The organism is Stutzerimonas stutzeri (assembly GCF_002890895.1).
GTDB classification, from domain to species: domain Bacteria; phylum Pseudomonadota; class Gammaproteobacteria; order Pseudomonadales; family Pseudomonadaceae; genus Stutzerimonas; species Stutzerimonas stutzeri_AB.
The window spans coordinates 46,675-67,558 of sequence record NZ_POUL01000001.1 but is presented as its reverse complement, the minus strand read 5'-3'; the positions used below and the strand labels follow the sequence as shown (position 1 = coordinate 67,558).

At 59.3% G+C, this 20,884-nt stretch carries 21 protein-coding genes; 11 read left to right on the top strand and 10 right to left on the bottom strand.

Going from position 1 to position 20,884, the window contains the following annotated elements; translation table 11 throughout:
- Positions 1 to 3: 3 nt before the first annotated feature.
- A complete protein-coding gene (locus tag CXK96_RS00340) occupies positions 4 to 813 on the top strand; it encodes an MOSC domain-containing protein (protein WP_102834540.1) in 810 nt (269 codons plus the stop codon).
- 98 nt (positions 814 to 911) lie between these two features.
- Here CXK96_RS00340 and CXK96_RS00335 read toward each other — a convergent pair whose 3' ends face one another.
- Complete coding sequence (locus CXK96_RS00335) at positions 912 to 2,843, bottom strand: transglycosylase SLT domain-containing protein (RefSeq protein ID WP_102834539.1); 1,932 nt, start codon at positions 2,841 to 2,843, stop codon at positions 912 to 914.
- Between the two features lie 277 nt (positions 2,844 to 3,120).
- Between CXK96_RS00335 and CXK96_RS00330 the strand changes: the two genes are divergently transcribed.
- Both CXK96_RS00330 and CXK96_RS00325 read left to right on the top strand, forming a co-directional pair.
- On the top strand, positions 3,121 to 5,028 hold the full coding sequence (locus CXK96_RS00330; RefSeq protein WP_102834538.1) for an ATP-binding cassette domain-containing protein: 1,908 nt from the start codon (positions 3,121 to 3,123) through the stop codon (positions 5,026 to 5,028).
- Positions 5,029 to 5,161: 133 nt separating this feature from the next.
- The gene (locus tag CXK96_RS00325) at positions 5,162 to 5,854 is read left to right on the top strand and encodes a DUF6901 family protein (protein WP_102834537.1); all 693 of its coding nucleotides are present in this window, start codon (positions 5,162 to 5,164) and stop codon (positions 5,852 to 5,854) included.
- Between the two features lie 31 nt (positions 5,855 to 5,885).
- Here CXK96_RS00325 and CXK96_RS00320 read toward each other — a convergent pair whose 3' ends face one another.
- On the bottom strand, positions 5,886 to 6,326 hold the full coding sequence (locus CXK96_RS00320; RefSeq protein WP_102834536.1) for a universal stress protein: 441 nt from the start codon (positions 6,324 to 6,326) through the stop codon (positions 5,886 to 5,888).
- Positions 6,327 to 6,535: 209 nt separating this feature from the next.
- Here CXK96_RS00320 and CXK96_RS00315 point away from each other — a divergent pair, with 209 nt between their 5' ends.
- The 3 genes from CXK96_RS00315 to CXK96_RS00305 are packed head-to-tail and all read left to right on the top strand — an operon-like array spanning position 6,536 to position 8,362.
- Entirely contained in the window at positions 6,536 to 6,997 is a 462-nt protein-coding gene (locus CXK96_RS00315; RefSeq protein WP_102834535.1) for an MFS transporter, read from the top strand.
- 49 nt (positions 6,998 to 7,046) lie between these two features.
- The gene (locus CXK96_RS00310) at positions 7,047 to 7,823 is read left to right on the top strand and encodes a class II glutamine amidotransferase (RefSeq protein WP_102834534.1); all 777 of its coding nucleotides are present in this window, start codon (positions 7,047 to 7,049) and stop codon (positions 7,821 to 7,823) included.
- Positions 7,823 to 8,362 carry a DUF2937 family protein gene (locus CXK96_RS00305; RefSeq protein ID WP_102834533.1) on the top strand — a complete coding sequence of 180 codons (540 nt, stop codon included), beginning with the start codon at positions 7,823 to 7,825 and terminating at the stop codon, positions 8,360 to 8,362. Before CXK96_RS00310 ends, CXK96_RS00305 begins: the two co-directional genes overlap by 1 nt.
- 16 nt (positions 8,363 to 8,378) lie before the next feature.
- Here the strand turns inward: CXK96_RS00305 and CXK96_RS00300 are convergent, their stop codons facing one another.
- The 5 genes from CXK96_RS00300 to CXK96_RS00280 all read right to left on the bottom strand — a co-directional run bounded on the left by CXK96_RS00300 (position 8,379) and on the right by CXK96_RS00280 (position 12,627).
- Positions 8,379 to 8,852, bottom strand: a complete 474-nt coding sequence (locus CXK96_RS00300) for a hypothetical protein (protein WP_102834532.1) — start codon at positions 8,850 to 8,852, stop codon at positions 8,379 to 8,381.
- A gap of 36 nt (positions 8,853 to 8,888) precedes the next feature.
- Positions 8,889 to 10,067 carry a vWA domain-containing protein gene (locus tag CXK96_RS00295; protein ID WP_102834531.1) on the bottom strand — a complete coding sequence of 393 codons (1,179 nt, stop codon included), beginning with the start codon at positions 10,065 to 10,067 and terminating at the stop codon, positions 8,889 to 8,891.
- Between the two features lie 48 nt (positions 10,068 to 10,115).
- The gene (locus CXK96_RS00290; RefSeq protein WP_102834530.1) at positions 10,116 to 10,514 is read right to left on the bottom strand and encodes a GFA family protein; all 399 of its coding nucleotides are present in this window, start codon (positions 10,512 to 10,514) and stop codon (positions 10,116 to 10,118) included.
- A gap of 49 nt (positions 10,515 to 10,563) precedes the next feature.
- Positions 10,564 to 11,409, bottom strand: a complete 846-nt coding sequence (locus CXK96_RS00285; RefSeq protein WP_019341637.1) for an AAA family ATPase — start codon at positions 11,407 to 11,409, stop codon at positions 10,564 to 10,566.
- Positions 11,410 to 11,550: 141 nt separating this feature from the next.
- Positions 11,551 to 12,627, bottom strand: a complete 1,077-nt coding sequence (locus CXK96_RS00280; protein WP_102834529.1) for a DUF748 domain-containing protein — start codon at positions 12,625 to 12,627, stop codon at positions 11,551 to 11,553.
- A 138-nt stretch (positions 12,628 to 12,765) separates the two neighbouring features.
- Here CXK96_RS00280 and cysK point away from each other — a divergent pair, with 138 nt between their 5' ends.
- The 3 genes from cysK to CXK96_RS21110 all read left to right on the top strand — a co-directional run bounded on the left by cysK (position 12,766) and on the right by CXK96_RS21110 (position 16,120).
- Complete coding sequence (cysK, locus tag CXK96_RS00275; protein ID WP_102834528.1) at positions 12,766 to 13,740, top strand: cysteine synthase A; 975 nt, start codon at positions 12,766 to 12,768, stop codon at positions 13,738 to 13,740.
- Between the two features lie 353 nt (positions 13,741 to 14,093).
- Positions 14,094 to 15,815: a bifunctional isocitrate dehydrogenase kinase/phosphatase gene (gene aceK, locus CXK96_RS00270; RefSeq protein WP_102834527.1), complete on the top strand. Its 1,722-nt coding sequence runs from the start codon at positions 14,094 to 14,096 to the stop codon at positions 15,813 to 15,815.
- 179 nt (positions 15,816 to 15,994) lie between these two features.
- Complete coding sequence (locus tag CXK96_RS21110; protein ID WP_336442425.1) at positions 15,995 to 16,120, top strand: PA1414 family protein; 126 nt, start codon at positions 15,995 to 15,997, stop codon at positions 16,118 to 16,120.
- Positions 16,121 to 16,143: 23 nt separating this feature from the next.
- On the opposite strand, the gene CXK96_RS00265 is transcribed toward CXK96_RS21110, so the two are convergent.
- The gene (locus CXK96_RS00265) at positions 16,144 to 16,815 is read right to left on the bottom strand and encodes a glutathione S-transferase family protein (protein ID WP_102834526.1); all 672 of its coding nucleotides are present in this window, start codon (positions 16,813 to 16,815) and stop codon (positions 16,144 to 16,146) included.
- Positions 16,816 to 16,906: 91 nt separating this feature from the next.
- On the opposite strand from CXK96_RS00265, the gene CXK96_RS00260 reads away from it, so the two are divergent.
- Entirely contained in the window at positions 16,907 to 17,491 is a 585-nt protein-coding gene (locus CXK96_RS00260) for a tRNA-uridine aminocarboxypropyltransferase (RefSeq protein ID WP_102834525.1), read from the top strand.
- 7 nt (positions 17,492 to 17,498) lie between these two features.
- Here CXK96_RS00260 and CXK96_RS00255 read toward each other — a convergent pair whose 3' ends face one another.
- Positions 17,499 to 17,900 carry a YbaN family protein gene (locus tag CXK96_RS00255; protein ID WP_102834524.1) on the bottom strand — a complete coding sequence of 134 codons (402 nt, stop codon included), beginning with the start codon at positions 17,898 to 17,900 and terminating at the stop codon, positions 17,499 to 17,501.
- Positions 17,901 to 17,915: 15 nt separating this feature from the next.
- The gene (locus tag CXK96_RS00250) at positions 17,916 to 18,503 is read right to left on the bottom strand and encodes a YecA family protein (RefSeq protein WP_102834523.1); all 588 of its coding nucleotides are present in this window, start codon (positions 18,501 to 18,503) and stop codon (positions 17,916 to 17,918) included.
- 246 nt (positions 18,504 to 18,749) lie between these two features.
- Between CXK96_RS00250 and recQ the strand changes: the two genes are divergently transcribed.
- Positions 18,750 to 20,873 (top strand): DNA helicase RecQ, encoded by a 2,124-nt coding sequence (gene recQ, locus CXK96_RS00245; RefSeq protein ID WP_102834522.1) that lies wholly within the window; start codon positions 18,750 to 18,752, stop codon positions 20,871 to 20,873.
- The last annotated feature ends 11 nt before the right edge of the window (positions 20,874 to 20,884 follow it).

Here is a 20,884-nt window from a genome sequence, read left to right as displayed (position 1 = left end):
AGCATGCACCTTGCCTCGCTGTATCGTTTTCCGCTCAAGTCCGGTTCGGCTGAGCTACTGGAGCATGAACGATGCGACGAGCTTGGCTTGTGCGGTGACCGGCGCTGGATGGTAGTGGACGCTGCAAGCGGGAAATTCCTGACCCAGCGAATGCTGCCACGCATGGCCCTGTTGGATGCCCGCTGGCAGGGCGATGCGGCGCTGCTGTTGACAGCGCCAGGGATGGATGCGTTGCGTGTGGCGGTTCCGGAGCAAGGCGGCGTTGAGCGTGGCGTGCTGATCTGGCGCGAGAGTGTACGGGTACCCGATGCGGGTGACGCTGCGGCTGGATGGCTGACGCGGCTGCTTGGTCATCCCTGTCGTCTGGTGCATTTGCCGACTTCGCGTGGCATCCAGGTCGATCAGGACTACGCACGGCCAGGTGAACGCACAGCGTTCAGTGATGGTTTCCCCTTCCTTCTGATTGGCCAGCGGTCACTCGACGACCTATCGGCGCGAGTCGGACAGTTGCTTGACGCGCGCCGATTTCGGCCGAATCTGGTGATTGCCGGGGCGGCGCCTTACGCAGAAGATGGCTGGCGGCGCATCCGCATCGGTTATCTGACATTCCGCGTGGTCAAGCCCTGCTCGCGCTGCATCATTCCGACCATCGACCCCCTTAGCGGGGAGCGCAACCCTGATCGCGAGCCGCTGGCTACGCTGATGGGCTACCGCAAGGGGGAGGGTGGCGTGTTCTTCGGTCAGAATCTGATCGCCGAAGGCACTGGCTTGTTGCAGGTTGGTATGCCCGTTGAAGTGCTCGAGCAGGCGTAGCCAGAACAACGCTAATCTCTCAAAAATGGCGCTACGGCTAAGACGGGCGATTTGAAGGCTGCGGCGCATGCCGCAGCTCATCAAGTCGGATCCGCAGCCTATCGCTGACTGTCGAAGTAGCGCTCGTGCCATTCAACCAGCGGTTGCGGCGAATTGAGTTTCTGCCCGTAGATGACCGAATAGGTCAGGACGTTTTGCACGTACTGGCGGGTTTCATCGAACGGAATATTTTCGACCCAGACGTCAAACGGCAGATGTTGAGCATTCTTCAGCCACTGTCGAACGCGCCCAGGACCGGCGTTGTAGGCAGCCGAGGCTAGCACCCGATTCCCGTTGAACTGACCATAGATCTGGCTGAGATAGGCAGCACCTAGCTGGATATTGACGTTGGGGTTGAGCACTTGCTGGGGCGACGCCAACGGAATGCCAAAGCGCCTGGCGGTTTCTTTCGCGGTAGCCGGCATCAGCTGCATTAGGCCCGAGGCACCTACGTGAGAGCGGGCATCGGCCATGAATGCGCTTTCCTGGCGAGTGATCGCAAATACCCAACTCGGGTGAATCTCACGCGCCTTCGCGGCGTTCACCAGGCTGCTGCGATGTGCCATGGGGAAACGGATGTCCAGGTCGTCCCAATACTTCGCCTGGCTGATGGTGCGGATGGCCGGGAAGTACCATTCCAATTCATAGGCCAGTCTCGCCTGGGCGACCAGTTCATCGCGGCTGAACAGGCGACTTACGTGATACCACTCGCGGCGTCCGTCGACGATCTGCCCTCGCGCATGGAATTCCATGGCGCGGCGAATACCAGCGGTATTGCGAACCTTCTGTACCAGTTTCGGGTCGAGTGCGAGCGGTTGATGGTTGAGCTTGTAGGGCGCCTGGATGCGGTCTGCCGAAAGGAAACCGTAAAAGTCACGCTCCCCGGCAACCGGCTGGTAGAGCTCGATGGCTTGCTTTTCGTTAGGCTTTGCCAGTTCTAGGCTGCGTGCCTTCCAATAACGCCAGCGATTGCTGTTGGCGAGTTCTTCGGGGAACCGCTGAGTCAGCGCATAGACGTCATCCCAGCGGCCCAGGCGCAGCAACAGCCGAGCCCGCCATTCGCTGACGGTGTCATCACGCAGTTCTGGGTCGTACTCGGCCATGATTTTCAGCGCGCGGGGATCGAAACGCTTGGCGAGCGTAAGGCCAATCTGGCGCGCAATGGAGACCTTCTCCTCCGCCGAGAACGACATCCGCCTGGCGTAACTGTCGAGCAGTCCAAGGGCTTGCTCCGGGTTTGCACGGGCCAGCCGGCGCAAGCCTATCGAGACGATATCACCCATGGTTTCGGTGGCCGGTGAAAAGCGCTCGGGCTGGCTGAGCAGCTGTGGCTTCTGCGCGACATCGATCAGCAGTTCTCCCTGCGCTTTCAGCGTCGGTAGACTTTTGATCAGGAACTTGGCCAGGCCATAGTTGCCGCTCTCGACCGCCAGTTTGGCGCGCTTCCAGCGCAGGTCCTCGGTCAGCTGACCCGCGTCTTCCCAGCGCTCGAACAAGGCATCGCAGGCGTTGTGCTGGGACTTGCCGACCAGCCAGAGCTTTTCGGCGGTGGCATAGCCCTGTTCTTTCTGCCCGCTGATGAGCTGGTACTGACCATACAGGCAGTCGAGCTCGGTGAAATTCATCTTTGGATCGTAGTAGGCGACGAAGGGGCGCCAGTCGCCACGTGCAGCCAGCAGTCGCAGCCAGCGAAGCTTCATCCAGCTCGCCTGTGGCAGATCTCCGTGCTCGGCGAGAAATTTTTCCACCTCGTCGTTGCTGGCGGTTTTCAACCGTGCGGTCAGTTCGTCATATGCCAGATAGGGCTCGAGCGGATAATCGCGCAGCGCGTTGGCATAACGCCGGTAGGGCCCGCTATCGCCCTTGGCCAATGCCCGCTTGGCTTCGTCGTAGAACTGACGCTGCTGCTGCAGGCTCGCGGCTTGAGTGGTTTCGAGGGTGACGACGGTGAAGAAAAGGCACAAACAGACACTGGAGAGTCGACCGCGCATGAGACTTCCGAAAACGGGGGTACGGAGGGGGATTTCTTGGGGCTAGCTTAGCTTGGCCGGCCCAGCAGTTAAATGAGGATTAAGCGCTGGAAAGCGTCAAAGCGAAACTTCCGACGAGCGTCATGCCATCGTTCGTTCCAGACTGCCCCGACCCCCTCTGATAGAGGCTGAAAACGTCGGCGATGACCTGTCCTCAAGCAGGTTGATTGGCGTTCGTCAGAGCCCGACGGACCGTTGCCTTCTGCTAGAATGCGCGCCCTGTTTTCCGGAGATAGCCATGACCCTGCTCAAGTTGACCGATGTGTCCCTCGCCTACGGCAACAATCCATTGCTCGATGGAGTGTCCTGGCAGATTGCGCGGGGTGAGCGGGTGTGCATTATCGGCCGTAACGGCACCGGAAAATCCAGCATGCTCAGCCTGGTCAAGGGCAGCCAGCTGCCGGACGACGGCGAGATCTGGCGTGCGCCAGGACTGAAAATCGGCGAGCTGCCTCAGGAGCTGCCGGTCGCCGATGAGCGCACCGTATTCGATGTCGTGGCCGAGGGGCTCGCGGGCGTGGGGCAGCTGCTCGCTGATTATCATCACCTGAGCCAGAACATTCAGAACGAGGCTGACCTCGATAAGCTCATGCACGTCCAGCAGGAGCTCGAAGCCAAAGATGGTTGGCGCTTGCAGCAGCTAGTCGACAGCACCCTGAGCCGCTTGCAACTGCCAGCTGATAAGACCCTGGCCGAATTGTCCGGTGGATGGCGCCGGCGCGTGCTGCTGGCACAGGCGCTGGTGTCCGAGCCGGATCTGCTGCTGCTCGATGAGCCGACCAACCACTTGGATATCGGCGCCATTGCGTGGTTGGAAGAGGCGCTCACCGGCTTCAATGGTGCAGTATTGTTCATCACCCACGACCGGGCATTCCTGCAGAACCTGGCAACCCGAATTCTGGAGCTTGATCGTGGACACATGATCGACTGGAACGGCGACTACGCGAGCTTTCTGGTACACAAGGAGCAGCAACTGGCAGCTGAAGAAACCGCCAATGCGCTGTTCGACAAGAAGCTCGCCCAGGAAGAAGTGTGGATTCGTCAGGGTATCAAGGCGCGCCGTACCCGCAACGAAGGCCGCGTGCGCGCGCTGAAAGCGCTGCGTGCTGAACGCAGCGAACGTCGCGAACACCAGGGCAAAGCCAATCTCCAGATTGATGCGGCTGAAAAGTCCGGCAAGCAGGTCATCGTCGTGGAGCATGCGAGCTTTGCCCATCCTGGCGGTGAGTCGCTGATTCGTGATTTCTCCATGGTGCTGCAGCGCGGTGACCGTATCGGTTTGCTCGGCGCCAATGGCACCGGCAAGACCACGTTGCTGAAACTTCTGCTGGGTGATCTGCAGCCAACCAGCGGTACGGTAGAAGCCGGGACCAAGCTGGAAGTGGCATATTTCGACCAACTGCGTCACCAGCTGGAGCTGGAAAAGACCGTGGTCGACAACGTAGCCGAGGGGCGCGATTTCATCACCATCGATGGCCAGAACCGACATGTCCTGAGTTACCTCGGGGATTTCCTGTTCAGCCCTCAGCGCGCTCGCACGCCTGTCAAGGCGCTCTCGGGCGGCGAGCGGGCACGGCTCTTGCTGGCTAAGTTGTTCAGCAAACCCGCCAACCTGCTGGTCCTGGACGAACCCACTAACGATCTGGATGTGGAAACGCTCGAGCTTCTTGAGGAAGTCCTGCTGGGATTCCAGGGCACGGTATTGATGGTCAGCCACGACCGGGCATTCCTCGATAACGTGGTGACCAGCACACTGGTGTTCGAAGGCAACGGCGTGGTTCGTGAGTATGTCGGTGGCTATCAGGATTGGCTGCGCCAGGGCGGCTCGGTAAAGCTGCTCGGCGTCGGTGAGGCGAAAGACGGTAAGGAAAGCAAATCCGAGGCGACCACGGCGGCTGCACCCAGACCTGCCGAACCCGTTCCGGCGAAGAAGAAACTGAGTTACAAGGTTCAGCGCGAACTCGAGGCGCTACCAGGAAAGATCGATGCTGCCGAAAAGAGTATCGCCGGGCTGCAGGAGGAGATGGCGCAGCCGACCTTCTACCAGAAGAGCGCCGAGCGTACCGGCGAAACGATAGCGAAGCTTGAGGCGATGCAACGAGAGCTTGATGAGTTGCTAGAGCGTTGGGCTGAGCTGGAAGGCTGAAACGCCGGGCGGCTTCTGCTTCGGCATGCCCGGAAAAAGCCGCGTACAGCCTCGGCGCATGCGGCATGAAACGTCCGGCTGATTGACGGAACCTAGTTGAACGGAACATCTGGCAGCATTGGACGGAGCATAGATGGCTATCGAATACCGCATCATCCTCGACGATGAGCACGAATTCAGTTACCGGATCGAGCTGGACCGTGCCTTTGATCACGAGGCCGCGAAACAAGCGCCCAAGTGGACGCGTTTGGATCATCAGCAGTGCAACAACTGTCCGCTGAAGCGCGACCAGCACAGTCATTGCCCGGCTGCGGTCGACCTGCATCAGGTAATCGAAGACTTCCAGGGCCTGCCCGCCATCCGCAAGGCGCATGTGCGCGTTCGCACGCCGGAGCGGGAATACAACAAACTGGTGGGATTGGAGGAGGGCCTGCGAGCGTTACTTGGCGTCATCATGGCCACCAGCGCCTGCCCGGTGCTCGGCCGGCTCAAACCGATGGCCCATCAGCACTTGCCGTTCGCCAGCAACCAGGAGTTCGTGTTGCGTGCTGTATCACTGTATCTGGCGCAACAGTATTTCAATCTGCGCGAGGGGCGGCATGCCGACTGGGAACTGCGCGGACTGGTGCGCTCATTTCAGCAGTTGCAGCTGGTCAACCAAGCGTTCTGGCAGCGTATCCATGACACCTGCCATGGTGACTCCAATCTCAAGGCCTTTCTGACCTTTTTTTCAATGGCATCGAGCCTGACCTATTCACTGGAAACCCAGCTGCAGAAGATCCGACCATTGGTGATGAGCGCCAATGAGAACGTCGAAACGGCCTGAATCGGATCTCGGTTCAGGCCGTTTCGAGGGCTCACTCGGGTTTTTTCAGGCGCACGGCAAGCACATCGCAGGGCGCACCGTGAAGGATGTCATTGGAGGTTGAGCCGAGCAGCAAAGCCAGGCCATGGCGGCCATGGCTGCCGACCACGACCAGATCGCACCCTTGCTCCTTGGCCAGCCGGTGCACCTCCTGGCGGGGCTGGCCGTAAGCCAGGTGGCGTTGGTCCGCGGTAAGCTCAGGGTAGCGGTCAGCGAATACGGCCAGGCGCTCGCGGGCCTGATCGAACTGCTGCTGTTGCAGCATTGAAAGATCCATCGGCACATCTCCGCCGAAAGCCATGGCCATGGGCTCGATGACATGGACCAACGCCAGTTTCGCGCCGCTGGCTGTCGCCAGCGCCTGGGCGCGCGCTACCACCGGGTGACAGTCGTCGTTCAGGTCGGTGGCGACCAGAATATGCTGGTAGATCATGGTGAATCTCCTGAAGTGTCGGTTGCTACAAGTATGGCTTCTAGGCACGCGGTGTGGGCTGCGACGCGTTTTTTTTCAGGGTTTATACGGCGTTGGATGCGTAATGGCCAGCGTGCATCGCATCAGGTGGCTAGCCGTGCCGCGGTTCACCACTGTTATCATGTCCGCCGTTAATGCCGGTGCTTCCTCCGGTCTGTACAGAGATCGTTATGTTCCTACTCGCCAATGAATATCTGCTCGCCTGGTCTGCCTACGGAGTCGCCGCGCTGGGCTGTCTGCTGGTCTGGATGCGCATTACTCGCCCTATGTGGCGATGGTTGCGCGAACCGTTGCGGCTGATTGTTGCTGTGCTGCTGCTGACGCCGACCATCGTCGACCCCGCCAAGGAGCTGTTCGCCCCGGCGGTCGCCATCACCATGCTGGATCTGCTTTTCAAAGTCGGCAGCAATGCCTGGCGTGCCGTGGCTGACCTCGCGCTCTATGGACTGGTCGCATTCGCGATCTACTCAATATTTGCGGTCATACGCTGGCTGTTTGAACGCCGAGTGAAGCAGCAGGGGAGCCAATCGCGCCATGAGGACCCTCGTACCCTGCGCGAGCGACTGGAAGACGATGACGAGGACCTCCGCCCAACGAACCGCTATCAGGCGCGTACCGAACCCAGACTCTGACTCTACCTTTCTCGCCCCAGGCGCAGCAGGAACTATCGGGAGATAGCGCATGTGTGAACTGCTCGGCATGAGCGCCAATGTACCGACCGACATCCACTTCAGTTTTACCGGACTGATGCAACGCGGTGGCCGTACTGGGCCACACAAGGACGGTTGGGGCATCGCGTTTTATGAAGGTCGCGGTTTGCGGCTGTTTCAGGATCCGGTGGCGAGCTGCGAGTCGGAAGTGGCGAAGATGGTCCAGCACTATCTGATCAAAAGTCATGTGGTGATCGGCCATATCCGCCACGCCAATGTGGGCAAGGTCGCGCTGGTCAACACGCATCCTTTCGTGCGTGAGCTATGGGGGCAGCACTGGTGTTTTGCCCACAACGGGCAGCTAGCAGATTTCAGCCCAGCACGTGGCTTCTATCAGCCGGTAGGGGATACCGACAGCGAAGCGGCATTTTGCGACCTGCTCAATCAGATACGCGGCGACTTTCCCGAGCGAGTCGCAGCGGAAGATCTGATCCCTCATCTGCTCGATGCCTGCGCCGGTTACCGGACCAAGGGCGTGTTCAACTGTCTGCTCAGCAACGGCGAATGGTTGTTCAGCTTCTGCTCAACCAAGCTGGCGCAGATCACCCGTCGCGCGCCGTTTGGCCCGGCTCAGCTGAAAGATGCCGAATTGACGGTGGATTTCAACGCCGAGACGACGCCCAACGACGTCGTGACCGTGCTGGCGACCGAGCCGTTGACCGACAATGAACAGTGGGACGTCCATCAATCGGGCGAATGGACGCTGTGGCGGTTGGGCGAGTGCGTCGCACGCGGGCAGGTGCAGTGATGCTGCGAAGCTATTTGCGGCTTACCTTGTTCGCCCTCGGGTTGCTCGTCGGCGTTCAGGTACCGGGCTTCATTGAGGCCTATGCTAATCAGGTCGAGGCGCGTCGCCTAGAGGCCCACCAAGGCCTGGCAGGGTTTCAGGACACCGCCGGGAAATTTTTCGAAGGTGACCTCAACGCACTGGTCGAGCATTACCGCGCCAGCGAAGATCCGGTGATCCAGAGCGACGCCCGCAGTGTTTCGGCGTTGGTCGAGCGTGCGCGTTTGCTCGACCGCGAATGGCGGATCATGGAGGGGCCTTGGTATGCGCAGGCTTGGCACGTTTTGATAGGCGCAGACCGCGCGATCAGGCGGCAAGCCTGGAGTGGCTATCGGTTCCGGGTGTTATTGGCACCTGAGGCGATCGCGTGGGGTCTGAGCTGTGCGCTATTGCTCGCCTGGATCGTCGAAAGTCTCTTCGTACTGCTTCGCCAGGCGCTGTTTCCACAACGTAATCGATGCCGGCGTCGTACGGCTAACCCGCTTCCATCGAAGCGATAGTATTGGTCGCCTGAGTTCACTCGACACGCCTACTAACGCGGTACGCCCACTCCCCTAGACCGAGCTGAGCGGCAGGCAGGCACAGCGTCAGAGGTATGATCCACAGCAGGTCGGTATCTCTCACAATCAGCTTCACGTTTCGAAGGGCCGTGGGCATTTCTGCAACATGCAGCAGGATTCCGATAACCCCGAGCCATATCAGCGTGACTTGAGCGAGCTGCCAGCCGCCGAAAATCCCATTGGCAATTCGCAGCCACGGGCGGTGCGCTGGCACCAGCAGGGCGCGTAACCACCACGCCAGCACGGTCATCGATAACGACATTTTCCACAGGGCAGGAAGAATCCCTCCGTTGCCTAGCAAGAATGCATGCGATGGGGCTGCCCAACTGTTGTGGCCAGACTGCAGTACCGCTATAACCAAACGGAGATCGCTAACTGCGGTGAGCGCCGTAAACCCGGTTACTGCGGCAATTGCCCAGCGCTGTTTCATTTACTTGCATCCTTGCAATAGTTAACCGGAAACGGCCTATTTCGACAGGAACTTCATCCCTTCTTCCAGCCCGCTCAATGTCAACGGATACATGCGGTCTTCAACTAAGTCGCGGACGATTCCGGTCGATGAGGTATAGCCCCAGGTGTCTTTCGGATAAGGATTGATCCAGATGAGCTTCTTGTATTTCTCCATGAAGCGCTGCATCCAGACGTAGCCAGCTTCCTCGTTCCAGTGTTCGACACTGCCTCCGGCCTGAGTGATCTCGTAAGGTGCCATGGCCGCGTCACCGACGAACACCACCTTATAGTCAGCGCCGTACTTGTGCAGCAGATCGAGGGTCGAGGTGCGTTCTGAGGTGCGGCGGAAATTATTTTTCCAGACTGACTCGTAGATGAAGTTGTGAAAGTAGAAGTACTCGAGATGCTTGAACTCGGTCTTACAGGCCGAAAATAGCTCCTCGCAAACCTTCACGTGGGCATCCATCGAACCGCCAATGTCGAACAGAATCAGCAGCTTTACGGCATTGCGGCGCTCGGGGCGCATCTGGATGTTCAGCAGGCCGCCGTCCTTCGCGGTGTGGTCGATGGTGCCGTCCAGGTCCAGTTCGTCCTGCGCACCTTGGCGGGCGAATTTGCGCAAACGGCGCAGAGCAACCTTGATGTTGCGCGTTCCCAGCTCGACCTGGTCGTCGAGGTTTTTGTACTCGCGCTGATCCCACACCTTGACCGCCTTGCCCTGGCGCTTGCCCGCATCGCCAATCCGGATGCCCTCGGGGTTGTAACCGCCGGAGCCGAAGGGGCTGGTGCCGCCCGTGCCGATCCACTTGTTGCCGCCCGCGTGTTTGCCTTTTTGCTCCTCGAGACGCTTCTTGAACTCCTCAATCAGCTTATCCAGGCCGCCTAGCGACTCGATCTTGGCACGCTCTTCATCGCTCAGCGAGCGCTCGAACTCTTTGCGCAGCCACTCTTCCGGAATCAACGCTTCGATGTGTTGATCGAGATTTTCCAGACCTTTGAAGTAGGCGCCGAAGGCGCGATCGAACTTGTCGAAGTGTCGCTCGTCCTTCACCAGAATGGCACGCGACAGATAGTAGAACTCGTCCATGTCGGCGAACACGACGTTGTGTTTCAGCGCATTGATCAGATCGAGCAGTTCGCGCACCGATACCGGAACCTTTGCAGCGCGCATCTCATTGAACAAGCCAAGCAACATGGCAGAACCTCGAGCTGCCGGTCGTGGCGGCAGCTTTTCATGAATGATTCAGAGATCTTCGTCGTGAGTCGGCAGGCCGTCTCGGATCTCATACCAGTCCGCCTTGGAGCGCACGAAAATGTGCGCCTGCGGCGGGGCGGGCAATGGCGAGTCGAGCGTGCCGGCTGCGACGCCGAGCTCATGCTCGCGGTTGTCGACGAATTGCAGGTTGGAGCCGCAGCGAATGCAGAACGTCCGCGTCACATGGTCGGACGAGTGATAAACGCCCAGCTGATCCTTGCCGGAGAGAAAGTGAAACGCATCCAGCGGCACGCTCGCATAAGTGGCGAAAGCCGCACCGTGGGCTTTGCGACACATCTTGCAGTGACAATGGGTCAGCTCGTTGATCGGGGCATCGATGCGATAACGAACGACGCCACAGAGGCAACTACCGGTATGCGTTTGCATGGATCTTCCTCCAGTAAGTGAAGCGTCCGGCTCGTGTGAACGCCGTCAGTCAACGGCTGGCGCGACGACTCATGAATGCCAGACGTTCAAGCAACTGCACATCCTGCTCGTTTTTCACCAGGGCCCCAGCTAGCGGCGGGATGGCCTTGGTCGGATCGCGCTCGCGAAGGACCGCCTCGCCAATGTTGTCGGCCATCAGCAGCTTCAGCCAGTCGACCAGTTCGCTGGTGGACGGCTTCTTCTTCAAGCCTGGCACCTTACGTACATCAAAGAACACATCCAGCGCTTCGGCCACCAGGTCCTTCTTGATATTCGGGTAGTGCACATCGACGATCCGCTGCAGCGTGTCACGATCGGGAAAAGCGATGTAGTGGAAGAAGCAGCGGCGCAGGAAGGCGTCGGGCAGTTCCTTCTCGTTGTTCGAGGTAATGATGATGATGGGCCGCTGCTTGGCCTTGATGGTTTCGTTGGTCTCGTAAACGTAGAACTCCATCTTGTCGAGTTCCTGCAGCAGGTCGTTAGGGAACTCGATGTCGGCCTTGTCGATCTCGTCGATCAGCAGGATGACGCGCTGCTCTGACTCGAATGCCTCCCACAGCTTGCCCTTTTTGATGTAGTTGCGTACATCGTGAACGCGGTCGGAGTCCAGCTGCGAGTCACGCAGACGGCTCACCGCGTCGTATTCGTACAAGCCCTGATGCGCCTTGGTGGTGGATTTGATGTGCCAGGTGATCAACTGCGCGCCAAATGACTCCGCCAGTTGCTCGGCCAGCATGGTTTTCCCGGTGCCCGGCTCGCCCTTCACCAGAAGCGGACGCTCCAGTGTAATGGCGGCGTTCACCGCAAGCTTCAGGTCGTCGGTGGCGACGTAGGACTGGGTGCCTTCGAACTTCATCGGAGTTTCCTTGCATCGGGCCTGGCACGCAGGCGCTTACTGTTTAGTTAGACGGCCGACTATAAGTGATGGACGCGCGACTGTGAACGTGAGGGGATCATTCAGTCACTGAATGGGCAGCCGTTCCATAGGTGTTCGCGCTTATCCCTCATCGTCGCCAAGTGAGCGCTCGAAACGAGCTGAGAAGGCCTCGACAAAGGCGTTGCGGAGAATCGCAACGAAGGCCTGGAAAGGGCTGACATCGGCATTTTTAGTACTTCCATTCAGCTCAACGCGCGTAGCGAATTGCTCCTTGCGCTGGTTCTGCAGCACTTCCTCACCGGCGCCGACAACCGCTTCCCAGATGCCACGGAAGAATCCCTTGTCTTCGTTTCTAACGTCCTGCTTGAAATTGAATACCTCGACATTTCTCAGCAGCGGCTTGATATAACCGTCCAGCTGAGCGTCCTTGGCCTCGGCTTCTATTACCAGATCGCCGGTACCGCTAGCGAAGTCAAAGCTTCCATAGGCGTTGCTGAAATCATTCAATTTGGTCAGTTCGACGCCTGTCACACGCAAACTGAACTGGAAGTCTTCCCAGTCCGTATAGGGATCGAACTGTGCGCTGGCTTCCATCGGGGCCTGGTTGAAGAATTGAGCAGTGCCTTCGAAGCGTGCGACGCGGCCCTGCTGCTGGTTGGCAGTATTGGTCAGGTTGAAGAGGCTGGCATTGATGGCACTGGCATAGACGTGAACGGGCGGGTCTGCCTGAAAGTTGCGAAACGAGACCTGCCCGTTCACAACCTTCAGTTCATTAAGCGTGAACGGCATCAGCTCATTGAGGCGATCACGCCAATCGACCCCATCGCCCGTTTGCGAGCTTTCCTTTTTCTCACCGTCGACGAAGTTCAGGTGCGGCTGTGCAAGAATGATTTCCCCGACCAGCGCTTGATCCCTCCAGAGCGCCGTCCAGCTAAGGCCGATATCGACGGCGTGGGTGGTGAACAAGGGCGCCTGGACCTGCTCGTTCTTTTTCTCTATCACCAGATCGTTCAGGCGATAGGCACCACGCCACCAGGCCAGATCGACGTCTTCGATGTGGCCGCGATAGTCGCCCATATCGGCGAGCTTGCCGTTCAGGTAGTTGAGGACGAGGTAGGGCAGCGTTAGATGAACCGCCAGCAACAGCAGTGCAAGCGACAACAAGGTCCATAGTAGGGGTCGGTAACGTGTCTTCATCGGAGGCCTGGTTAGGTGGAAGCATGGGCGGCTCTGCTTCTGGATTGACCGTGCCCAAAGACCCTGAGTTCGGCTGGACGACTCCGTTGACTGCGCTTAGGCTCATTAGTCTGGTTTTTTCATCGCAGGGACACCGTCATGAGCCGCATCTTCGCTGACAACGCGCAAACCATCGGCAACACGCCACTGGTAATGATCAACCGGCTGGGGCCCAAGGGCGTCAGCATCATGGCCAAGATCGAAGGTCGTAATCCCGCCTATTCAGTCAAGTGCCGTATCGGCGCCGCAATGATCTGGGACGCCGAAGATAGCGGGCAATTGAAACCGGGCATGACGCTGGTCGAGCCGACCTCGGGCAACACGGGTATTGGCCTGGCTTTCGTCGCAGCGGCGCGGGGCTACAAGCTGATGTTGACCATGCCTGCGTCGATGAGCCTGGAGCGGCGCAAGGTATTGAAAGCGCTCGGCGCTGAACTGGTTCTCACCGAGCCCGCAAAAGGTATGAAGGGGGCCATCGAGAAGGCTGCTGAGATTGCTGCTTCAGCGCCAGATACCTATTTCATGCCGCAACAGTTCGAGAACCCGTCGAACCCCGCCATTCACGAAAAAACCACCGGGCCTGAAATCTGGAACGACACTGAAGGCAACATCGACGTGCTGGTGGCTGGTGTGGGAACGGGCGGGACCATCACGGGCGTATCGCGCTATATCAAGAACACCAAGGGCAAGCAGATTCTGAGCGTCGCGGTGGAGCCGGTCAGCTCGCCTGTGATCAGTCAGACGCTGGCGGGTGAAGAAGTCAAACCCAGTCCGCACAAGATTCAGGGCATCGGCGCGGGCTTCGTGCCGAAGAATCTGGACTTGTCGATCGTCGATCAGGTCGAGCGTGTCGATGATGATGAGGCGAAAGCGATGGCGCTGCGCCTGATGCGTGAGGAAGGCATTCTGTGCGGTATTTCGTGCGGTGCGGCGATGGCTGCGGCGGTGCGCCTGGCCGAGAAGCCGGAAATGCAGGGCAAGAATATCGTGGTGATCCTGCCTGACTCGGGTGAGCGCTACCTGTCGTCCATGTTGTTTTCCGACATGTTCGGCGAGCAGGAGCTGCAGCAATAATCGATGCTGTGCGGGGCTGTATGCAGTCCCGCCGTAGTCGATGTGATCAACGATAACGAGTGCCGGTTTCGCCTAGCCGCGGCGGGTCCTTGGCACCGCCTAGGCGCACAGCGCAGGTGCCAAGCACCGGCGCGATGATGCGCAGGAAGAGAAAGTTGGCGCTATAGACAGTGCAAGGCTGAGGAGGCGCAGCCTGTCGAAAAGTCTTAGTAGCGCTCCGGCGGACAGTCGTCAGTTTTGGTGAGGCGTGCCTGGCACTCGGCTCGCGCTTTCAAACACCCGTTGAGCTGACTGGCTTTCATTGAACGGGGTCCGTGGATAAGCTCGACGTTTTCATGCAGCGAGAAAATGATATGGCGCAGCATTCGCCGGACCTCGAGATCGCCCGACAGATCCTTCTGGGGTTCGATGATTACCGCGAACATTTCAGGCTTATCACCGAGGGCGCCAGGGCGCGCTTCGAGCAAGCCCAGTGGCAGGATGCGCAGCGTGCATCGGCAGCGCGCATCAACCTGTACGAAGAAAAGGTCAGCGAAACCGCGGCGGTTTTGCGCTCGGCTGTTGATCCGCAGGTTCTGCTCGACGTGAACCGTTGGCCGCAGATCAAGGGCGAGTACATCGGCCTGATCAATCCGCGCTTTGACGATGAGCTTTCGGAAACTTGGTACAACTCGATCTTTTGTACCTTGTTCAGCCATGACTGCATCAATGACAGCACCATGTTCATCCACACCACGCGGCCAGCTAATCGCGCCCAGCGGATGGCTCAGACGCGGCGCTACCAACCCAGCGGTGACCTGCATGGCGTGCTCGAGCAAATCCTCAGCGATTTCGCATTCGATGTACCGTATGGCGATCGGGAGGGGGATCTGCAGCGACTCGAGGCGCAGCTGGAGGTGTCCCTGCCGGATTGGGTTTGCAAGGATCCGGAGCTTGTCGTCGAGCTGTTCACCTCGGTGCTGTATCGCAACAAGGGCGCCTATCTGGTCGGGCGCATCTTTACTTGCGACGAGCAATGGCCGCTGGTTATCCCGCTGCTGCACCGGGAAGGCGACGGATTGGTCGCCGATACCCTGATTACGGATGAAGCGGAAGTGTCGATCATTTTCTCGTTCACCCGTTCGTACTTCATGGTTGAAGTCCCGATCCCGGCGGAGTTCATCGGCTTCCTCAAGCGGATCATGCCAGGCAAGCACATCGCTGAGCTCTACACCTCGATAGGCTTCTACAAGCACGGCAAGTCTGAGTTCTACCGCGCGTTGATCAACCATCTGGCGACCACGGACGACCGTTTCATCATGGCGCCGGGCGTACGAGGGATGGTCATGAGCGTGTTCACGTTGCCGGGCTTCAACACCGTGTTCAAGATCATCAAGGATCGTTTTTCCCATACCAAGAACGTCAACCGCGCGACGGTCATAGAGAAGTACCGGTTAGTCAAAAGCGTCGACCGGGTAGGGCGCATGGCCGATACGCAGGAATTCGCCGACTTCCGCTTTCCCAAGAACAAATTCGAGCCGGAGTGCCTGGCTGAATTGCTGGAAGTTGCGCCCTCTACGGTGGAAGTCCAGGGCGATACGGTTCTGGTGCGGCACTGCTGGACCGAGCGGCGGATGACGCCATTGAACCTGTACGTGGAAAGCGCAAGCGAGCAGCAGGTCCATGAGGCACTGGAAGATTACGGGTTGGCCATCAAGCAACTGGCTGCCGCTAACATCTTCCCTGGGGACATGTTGTTGAAGAACTTCGGAGTGACCCGCCATGGCCGCGTTGTGTTCTACGATTACGACGAGATCTGCTTTCTCACCGAAGTCAATTTCCGCTACATCCCCGAGCCCCGATACCCTGAGGACGAAATGGCCTCCGAGCCCTGGTATTCCGTTGGGCCCAACGATGTATTCCCCGAGGAATTTCCTCGTTTTCTGTTTGCTGATATCCAGCAGCGCCGGCTCTTCGCCAAGCTGCACGGAGAGCTCTACGACGCCAATTACTGGAAGGGCTTGCAGCAGGCGATCAGCGCCGGCAAGGTGATCGACGTCTTTCCATATCGTCGCAAGGAGCAGACTGCCCGCTAGTCGCGCGAAGCGAACACTTCTAGCAGGTATGGGTCGCTATCTATAAGTCTGGACGAACGGCGCGGCTACTGCACACTCTGCAACACCTGCCCACGGGCGATGTTGCGATTGTTGGGTTATGCTGATCTCGAAGTCCCACGGCTCCACCAAGACCCGTATCAAGCAGGAGGGGTTAGACCATGAAAGCATGGCTCAATAGTGTGTGCTGGAACCTGGCAGTGGCGCTTGGGTTAATCGAACCGCCTCGTTTGCAGCCTATCCCAGTACGTGCGCAACGGGATAGGGTAGCGTCTACACGTCGCTAGCTCCGGCGAGCCGGGCGCGGTTGTTAGCGCCCGGGCATTGCAGGACCGCCTTTCTCAACCGCGCGCTGATAGGCGGACCGTCCCCGTATCCGCTGCAAAAATGCCGTCAAGTTTGGGCGACTGGAGTCCAGGCCGGCCCGAGATTGGGCTGCCTCCAAAGGGAAGCTCATCTGAATATCCGCCAAGCTGAAGTTCTCCCCTGCGAACCACTGGGTTTTGGATAGCTCGTTCTCCATATAGTCCAGATGCAGTTTTAGCTGCGGGCCGATGAACGCCTGGTTAGCGCCTTTGGCAATTGCCCGCGCTACGGGCCGGATGAAGAATGGCATTGGCTCATTGGCGACACGATCAAAGACTAGCCGCAGCAGCAACGGCGGCATCACTGACCCTTCCGCGTAGTGCATCCAGTAGCGATAGCGGAGGTATTCCGGCGTTCCGGCAGCCGGCGCCAGCCGACCTTCGCCGTAGCGCTCCACCAGATATTCCAGAATGGCTGCGGACTCCGCGAGCGTCAGGTCGCCGTCGGTAATGACTGGGGATTTGCCCAGCGGGTGCACTTGTTTCAGTTCGGGCGGCGCCAGCATAGTCTGCGGGTCCCGAGTGTAGCGCTTGATTTCGTAGGGTAGCTGCAACTCCTCTAGTAACCACAGCACACGTTGCGAGCGGGAGTGTTCCAAATGGTGGAGCGTGATCATTGGCGCTTGCCTTCTTGGTCTCGGTGGGTGGGACCAGCATAGCCTGCCGTTGCGCGCGATATGGCAGACTTCGCCAATCACAGGAGAAGTCATGTCCCGTCCGCAATGTCCCCGTTGTCAGCGTCCATCCAGTCACTGCCTGTGTTCGCTGATTCCCTCACTCGACAGCTCCACGGAGGTGCTGATCCTGCAACACCCCAGTGAAACCGCACATGCGCTCAATACGGCTCGATTGGCGGCCTTGGGGTTGCGCAATGCGCAGTTGCGGGTGGGGGAAGTTGTGACGCTTCCGGTCGATGAGCGTGACAACTATCTCTTGTTCCCTGGGGTCGATGCCACTCCGCTGGAAAGTCTGGCGAGCGGCGCACGACCGTTGCGATTGATTGTTCCGGACGGCACCTGGCGGAAAGCGCGCAGGCTGTTGCATCTCAATCCAGAGCTGGCGGCGCTGCCTCGCGTCTCGCTGCCAGCGGGGCTCGTCTCGCGCTATCGGTTACGAAAAGCACCAGTGCCAGGTGCGCTTTCAACGATCGAGGCGATCGTCACAGCAGTGAACATGCTGGAAGGCGGAGGACGGTTCGATCAGTTGCTTCGGCCATTTGAAGCCTTGATCGAGGCTCAGATAGCCGCAATGGGTATTGAAACCTACCAGCGCAACCATGGCCATGACGGCTGAGAGCAACTCAGCGGGCGGCGAGGGTTTTCATGCGAAGGATATAGATGCTGACCAGTGTCGCGCTGGTCAGCATACCGATCCGCGCCCAGAACATCGGAACCAGCCAGCAGGAAATACCAATGCTTAGCCACATGGTCGCGATGGCGTAGACCTTGCCTTTCAGGGGGATGCCGTTGCCTTCCAGGTAATCGCGGAACCAGGGGCCGAGTCGCGGGTGTGTCACCAGCCAGTCATAGAAGCGACGAGAACTACGAACGAAGCAGGCGGCAGCGAGAAGGAGAAAGGGCGTGGTAGGCAGGACCGGCAGAAAGATTCCGATGATGCCGAGCGTGACGCTAAGCCAACCGATGACCAGTAGCACGTAACGCGCTACTGGGTTGCGATACGTCGGAATATCGCGGTGAGCCAAGTGGGCTGTCCGACGTCAGTGCTTGCGCGGTTTGAGAAGCGCGGGCTTCTCTTCAGGTGCATGGCAGATCAGATACAGCGCCGTGAGGATCTCTGGTATCTGCTCGACCATCTCTGCTACCAGGTCCTTGTCTGTGGCGATATCACTGAACTCGGGTTGCTCGTCGAACAGCCCTGAGCCGACCATGATCGGCAGAAGCAGCTCGCTGACTTCCTCTTCGGAATCTTCGAACCACACCGACTCGCGCATGAATACGCCTTCCATGAAACCGATGCACCAGCCGCGCAGATCGGATTCGTCAGGCTCGTCGCCCATGTCGAGCTCGCAGGGGAGTTCCATGTCTTCATCACTGGCCAGCTGCCGCGCGATGTGCGCCTTGAGCTGGATCAGCGTCGCCTCGATGGCTTCGCGCTCGGTGTCGTCCGCATATTTTGGCGGTTCGGCAAATAGCGCATCAATCCACTCGCGCTCGGACACTTGCTCGGAACAGATGCACAGGGCAGTCAGATAGCCATGGGCGGCGATGTAATCGAGCGCTTCTTCATGCAGATCATCTGCATCCAGAAACACTTGCAGGCGGGCGAGTTGCTCGGCGAAGGACATCGATGGCTACCTTGGAGAGAAAACAGCGCTGATTCTAGACGAGCTGCAGGCCTCCGGCTACCGCACGCTTTGGCGCTGCGGTGGCGGAGGTCGTTTCCAGTCTCTATTGCTTCGACTGATTGAAAAAAACGCGCGGAGTTCCGCTGTGCAAAGCATGGGGCATCCGACTATCGCGCCGGGGCAGTGTTCGGCCTGAACCGGGCGGCTGTGTCGCGTATACTCGCGCGTCTTGTTTCGGAGACCGGCATGCTCGATCAGGCACAGCGCATTCTCAAAGATGTATTCGGCTACGACGCGTTTCGTGGCAACCAGGGTGCGATCATCCAGCGCGTGGCCGACGGCGGCGATGCTTTGGTGCTGATGCCGACAGGTGGCGGCAAGTCGCTTTGTTATCAGGTGCCGGCGCTGCTTCGCGACGGCCTGGCTGTGGTGGTGTCGCCGCTGATTGCGTTGATGGACGATCAGGTGGCCACGCTTGATGAGCTGGGTGTTGCGGCGGCGGCTCTCAACTCTACCCTGACGGCCGAACAGCAGCGCGATATCGCTGAGCGGTTGCGCCGAAACGAAATCAAGATGCTCTATCTGGCGCCGGAGCGGCTCGTTCAGCCTCGTATGCTGGCGTTCCTGCAGCGCTTGCAGATCGGCCTGTTCGCCATTGACGAGGCGCACTGCGTGTCGCAGTGGGGGCACGATTTTCGACCCGAGTACCTGCAGCTCGGTCAGCTGGCTGAGTTTTTCCCCAATGTCCCACGCCTTGCGCTGACTGCCACGGCTGACAAGCGCACACGGGAGGAAATCGTCCAGCGCTTGCATCTGGGGAACGCCGAGCGATTCCTGTCGAGTTTCGATCGGCCAAACATCTTTTATCGCATTGTGCCAAAGGAGCAGCCGCGCAAGCAGCTGATGGCATTCCTGGCTGAGCGGCGCGGTGATGCCGGCATCATCTATTGCATGTCGCGCAAGAAGGTCGATGACATTGCCGCCTTCCTCACCGAGCAGGGCTTTCCGGCATTGCCTTACCATGCCGGCTTGCCGAACGATTTACGGGCCTTTCACCAGAAGCGCTTTCTCAATGAGGAAGGCCTGATCATGGTGGCAACCATTGCGTTCGGCATGGGCATCGACAAGCCCAACGTGCGTTTCGTTGCGCACCTGGACCTGCCGAAGTCGCTGGAAGCCTACTACCAGGAAACCGGCCGCGCAGGTCGAGATGGTCTGCCTGCAGACGCCTGGATGGCGTACGGGCTGCAAGACGTAATTTTCCTGAAGCAGATGCTCAACAACTCCGACGGTGACGAGCGGCATAAGCGTATCGAGCAACACAAGCTCGACGCGATGCTCTCGCTGTGTGAAGAAACTCGCTGTCGTCGCCAGGTGTTACTGGCCTATTTCGATGAGCAGATGCCGGAGCCTTGCGGCCATTGCGACAATTGTGTCGACGGCGTGCAGACCTGGGATGCCACCGAGCCGGCACGACAAGCCTTGTCGGCGATCTACCGTAGCGGCCAGCGCTACGGTGTGGGCCATCTGGTCGACGTCCTCATCGGACGGGACAACGAGAAGATCCGCAGTCTCGGTCATCAGCATCTGTCGGTTTTCGGCGTAGGCAAGGCGCTGTCCGAAGGGGAGTGGCGGTCGCTGTTTCGCCAGCTGGTCGCCCGAGGGCTGGCTGACGTCGATCTTGAGGGTTTCGGCGGCCTTCGACTCAGCGACAATTGCCGTAGCTTGCTCAGGGGAGAGGTTACCCTGGAGTTGCGTCGAGAGCTGACGACCAAGGCGCCAAAGTCGGCTGCCAGCGCGGCGAGTCAGTTGGTGCGCAGCGAGGAACGCGAGACCTGGGAAGCGTTGCGCGCACTGCGGCGCAAGCTGGCCGAGGAGCATGGCGTGCCACCTTACGTCATCTTCCCGGATGCGACCCTGCTTGAGATGCTGCGCAGCCAGCCCGGCACGCTCAGCGATATGGCGCGTATCAGCGGCGTGGGTGCACGCAAACTGGAGCGTTATGGCGAAGCGTTTCTTGAAGCCCTGCAGGGTACGGCGCCGGTGGCCAAGTCGCCCGCGGATGTTCGTCATGAGCTGATCACCCTGGCACGTGCCGGAATGACGCCGGCTCAGATCGCGCGGCAACTCGACTGCAGCGAAAAAAACGTCTACGCCATGCTTGCAGAAGCCATAGGCCAACAGCAGCTGAGCCTCGAGCAGGCGCTGGACCTGCCAGAGGATCTGCTCGGTGAGATTCAGGAGGCGTTCCTCGACGGCGAAGGAGAATTGCCTCCGGTTGCGGCAGTCGCCGAGCAGTTCGCCGGTCGCGTCCCGGAAGCGGTGCTGTTCTGCGTGCGTGCCTCGTTGCAGGCGGAGTTCGAGCTCTAGCGCCCGACGGG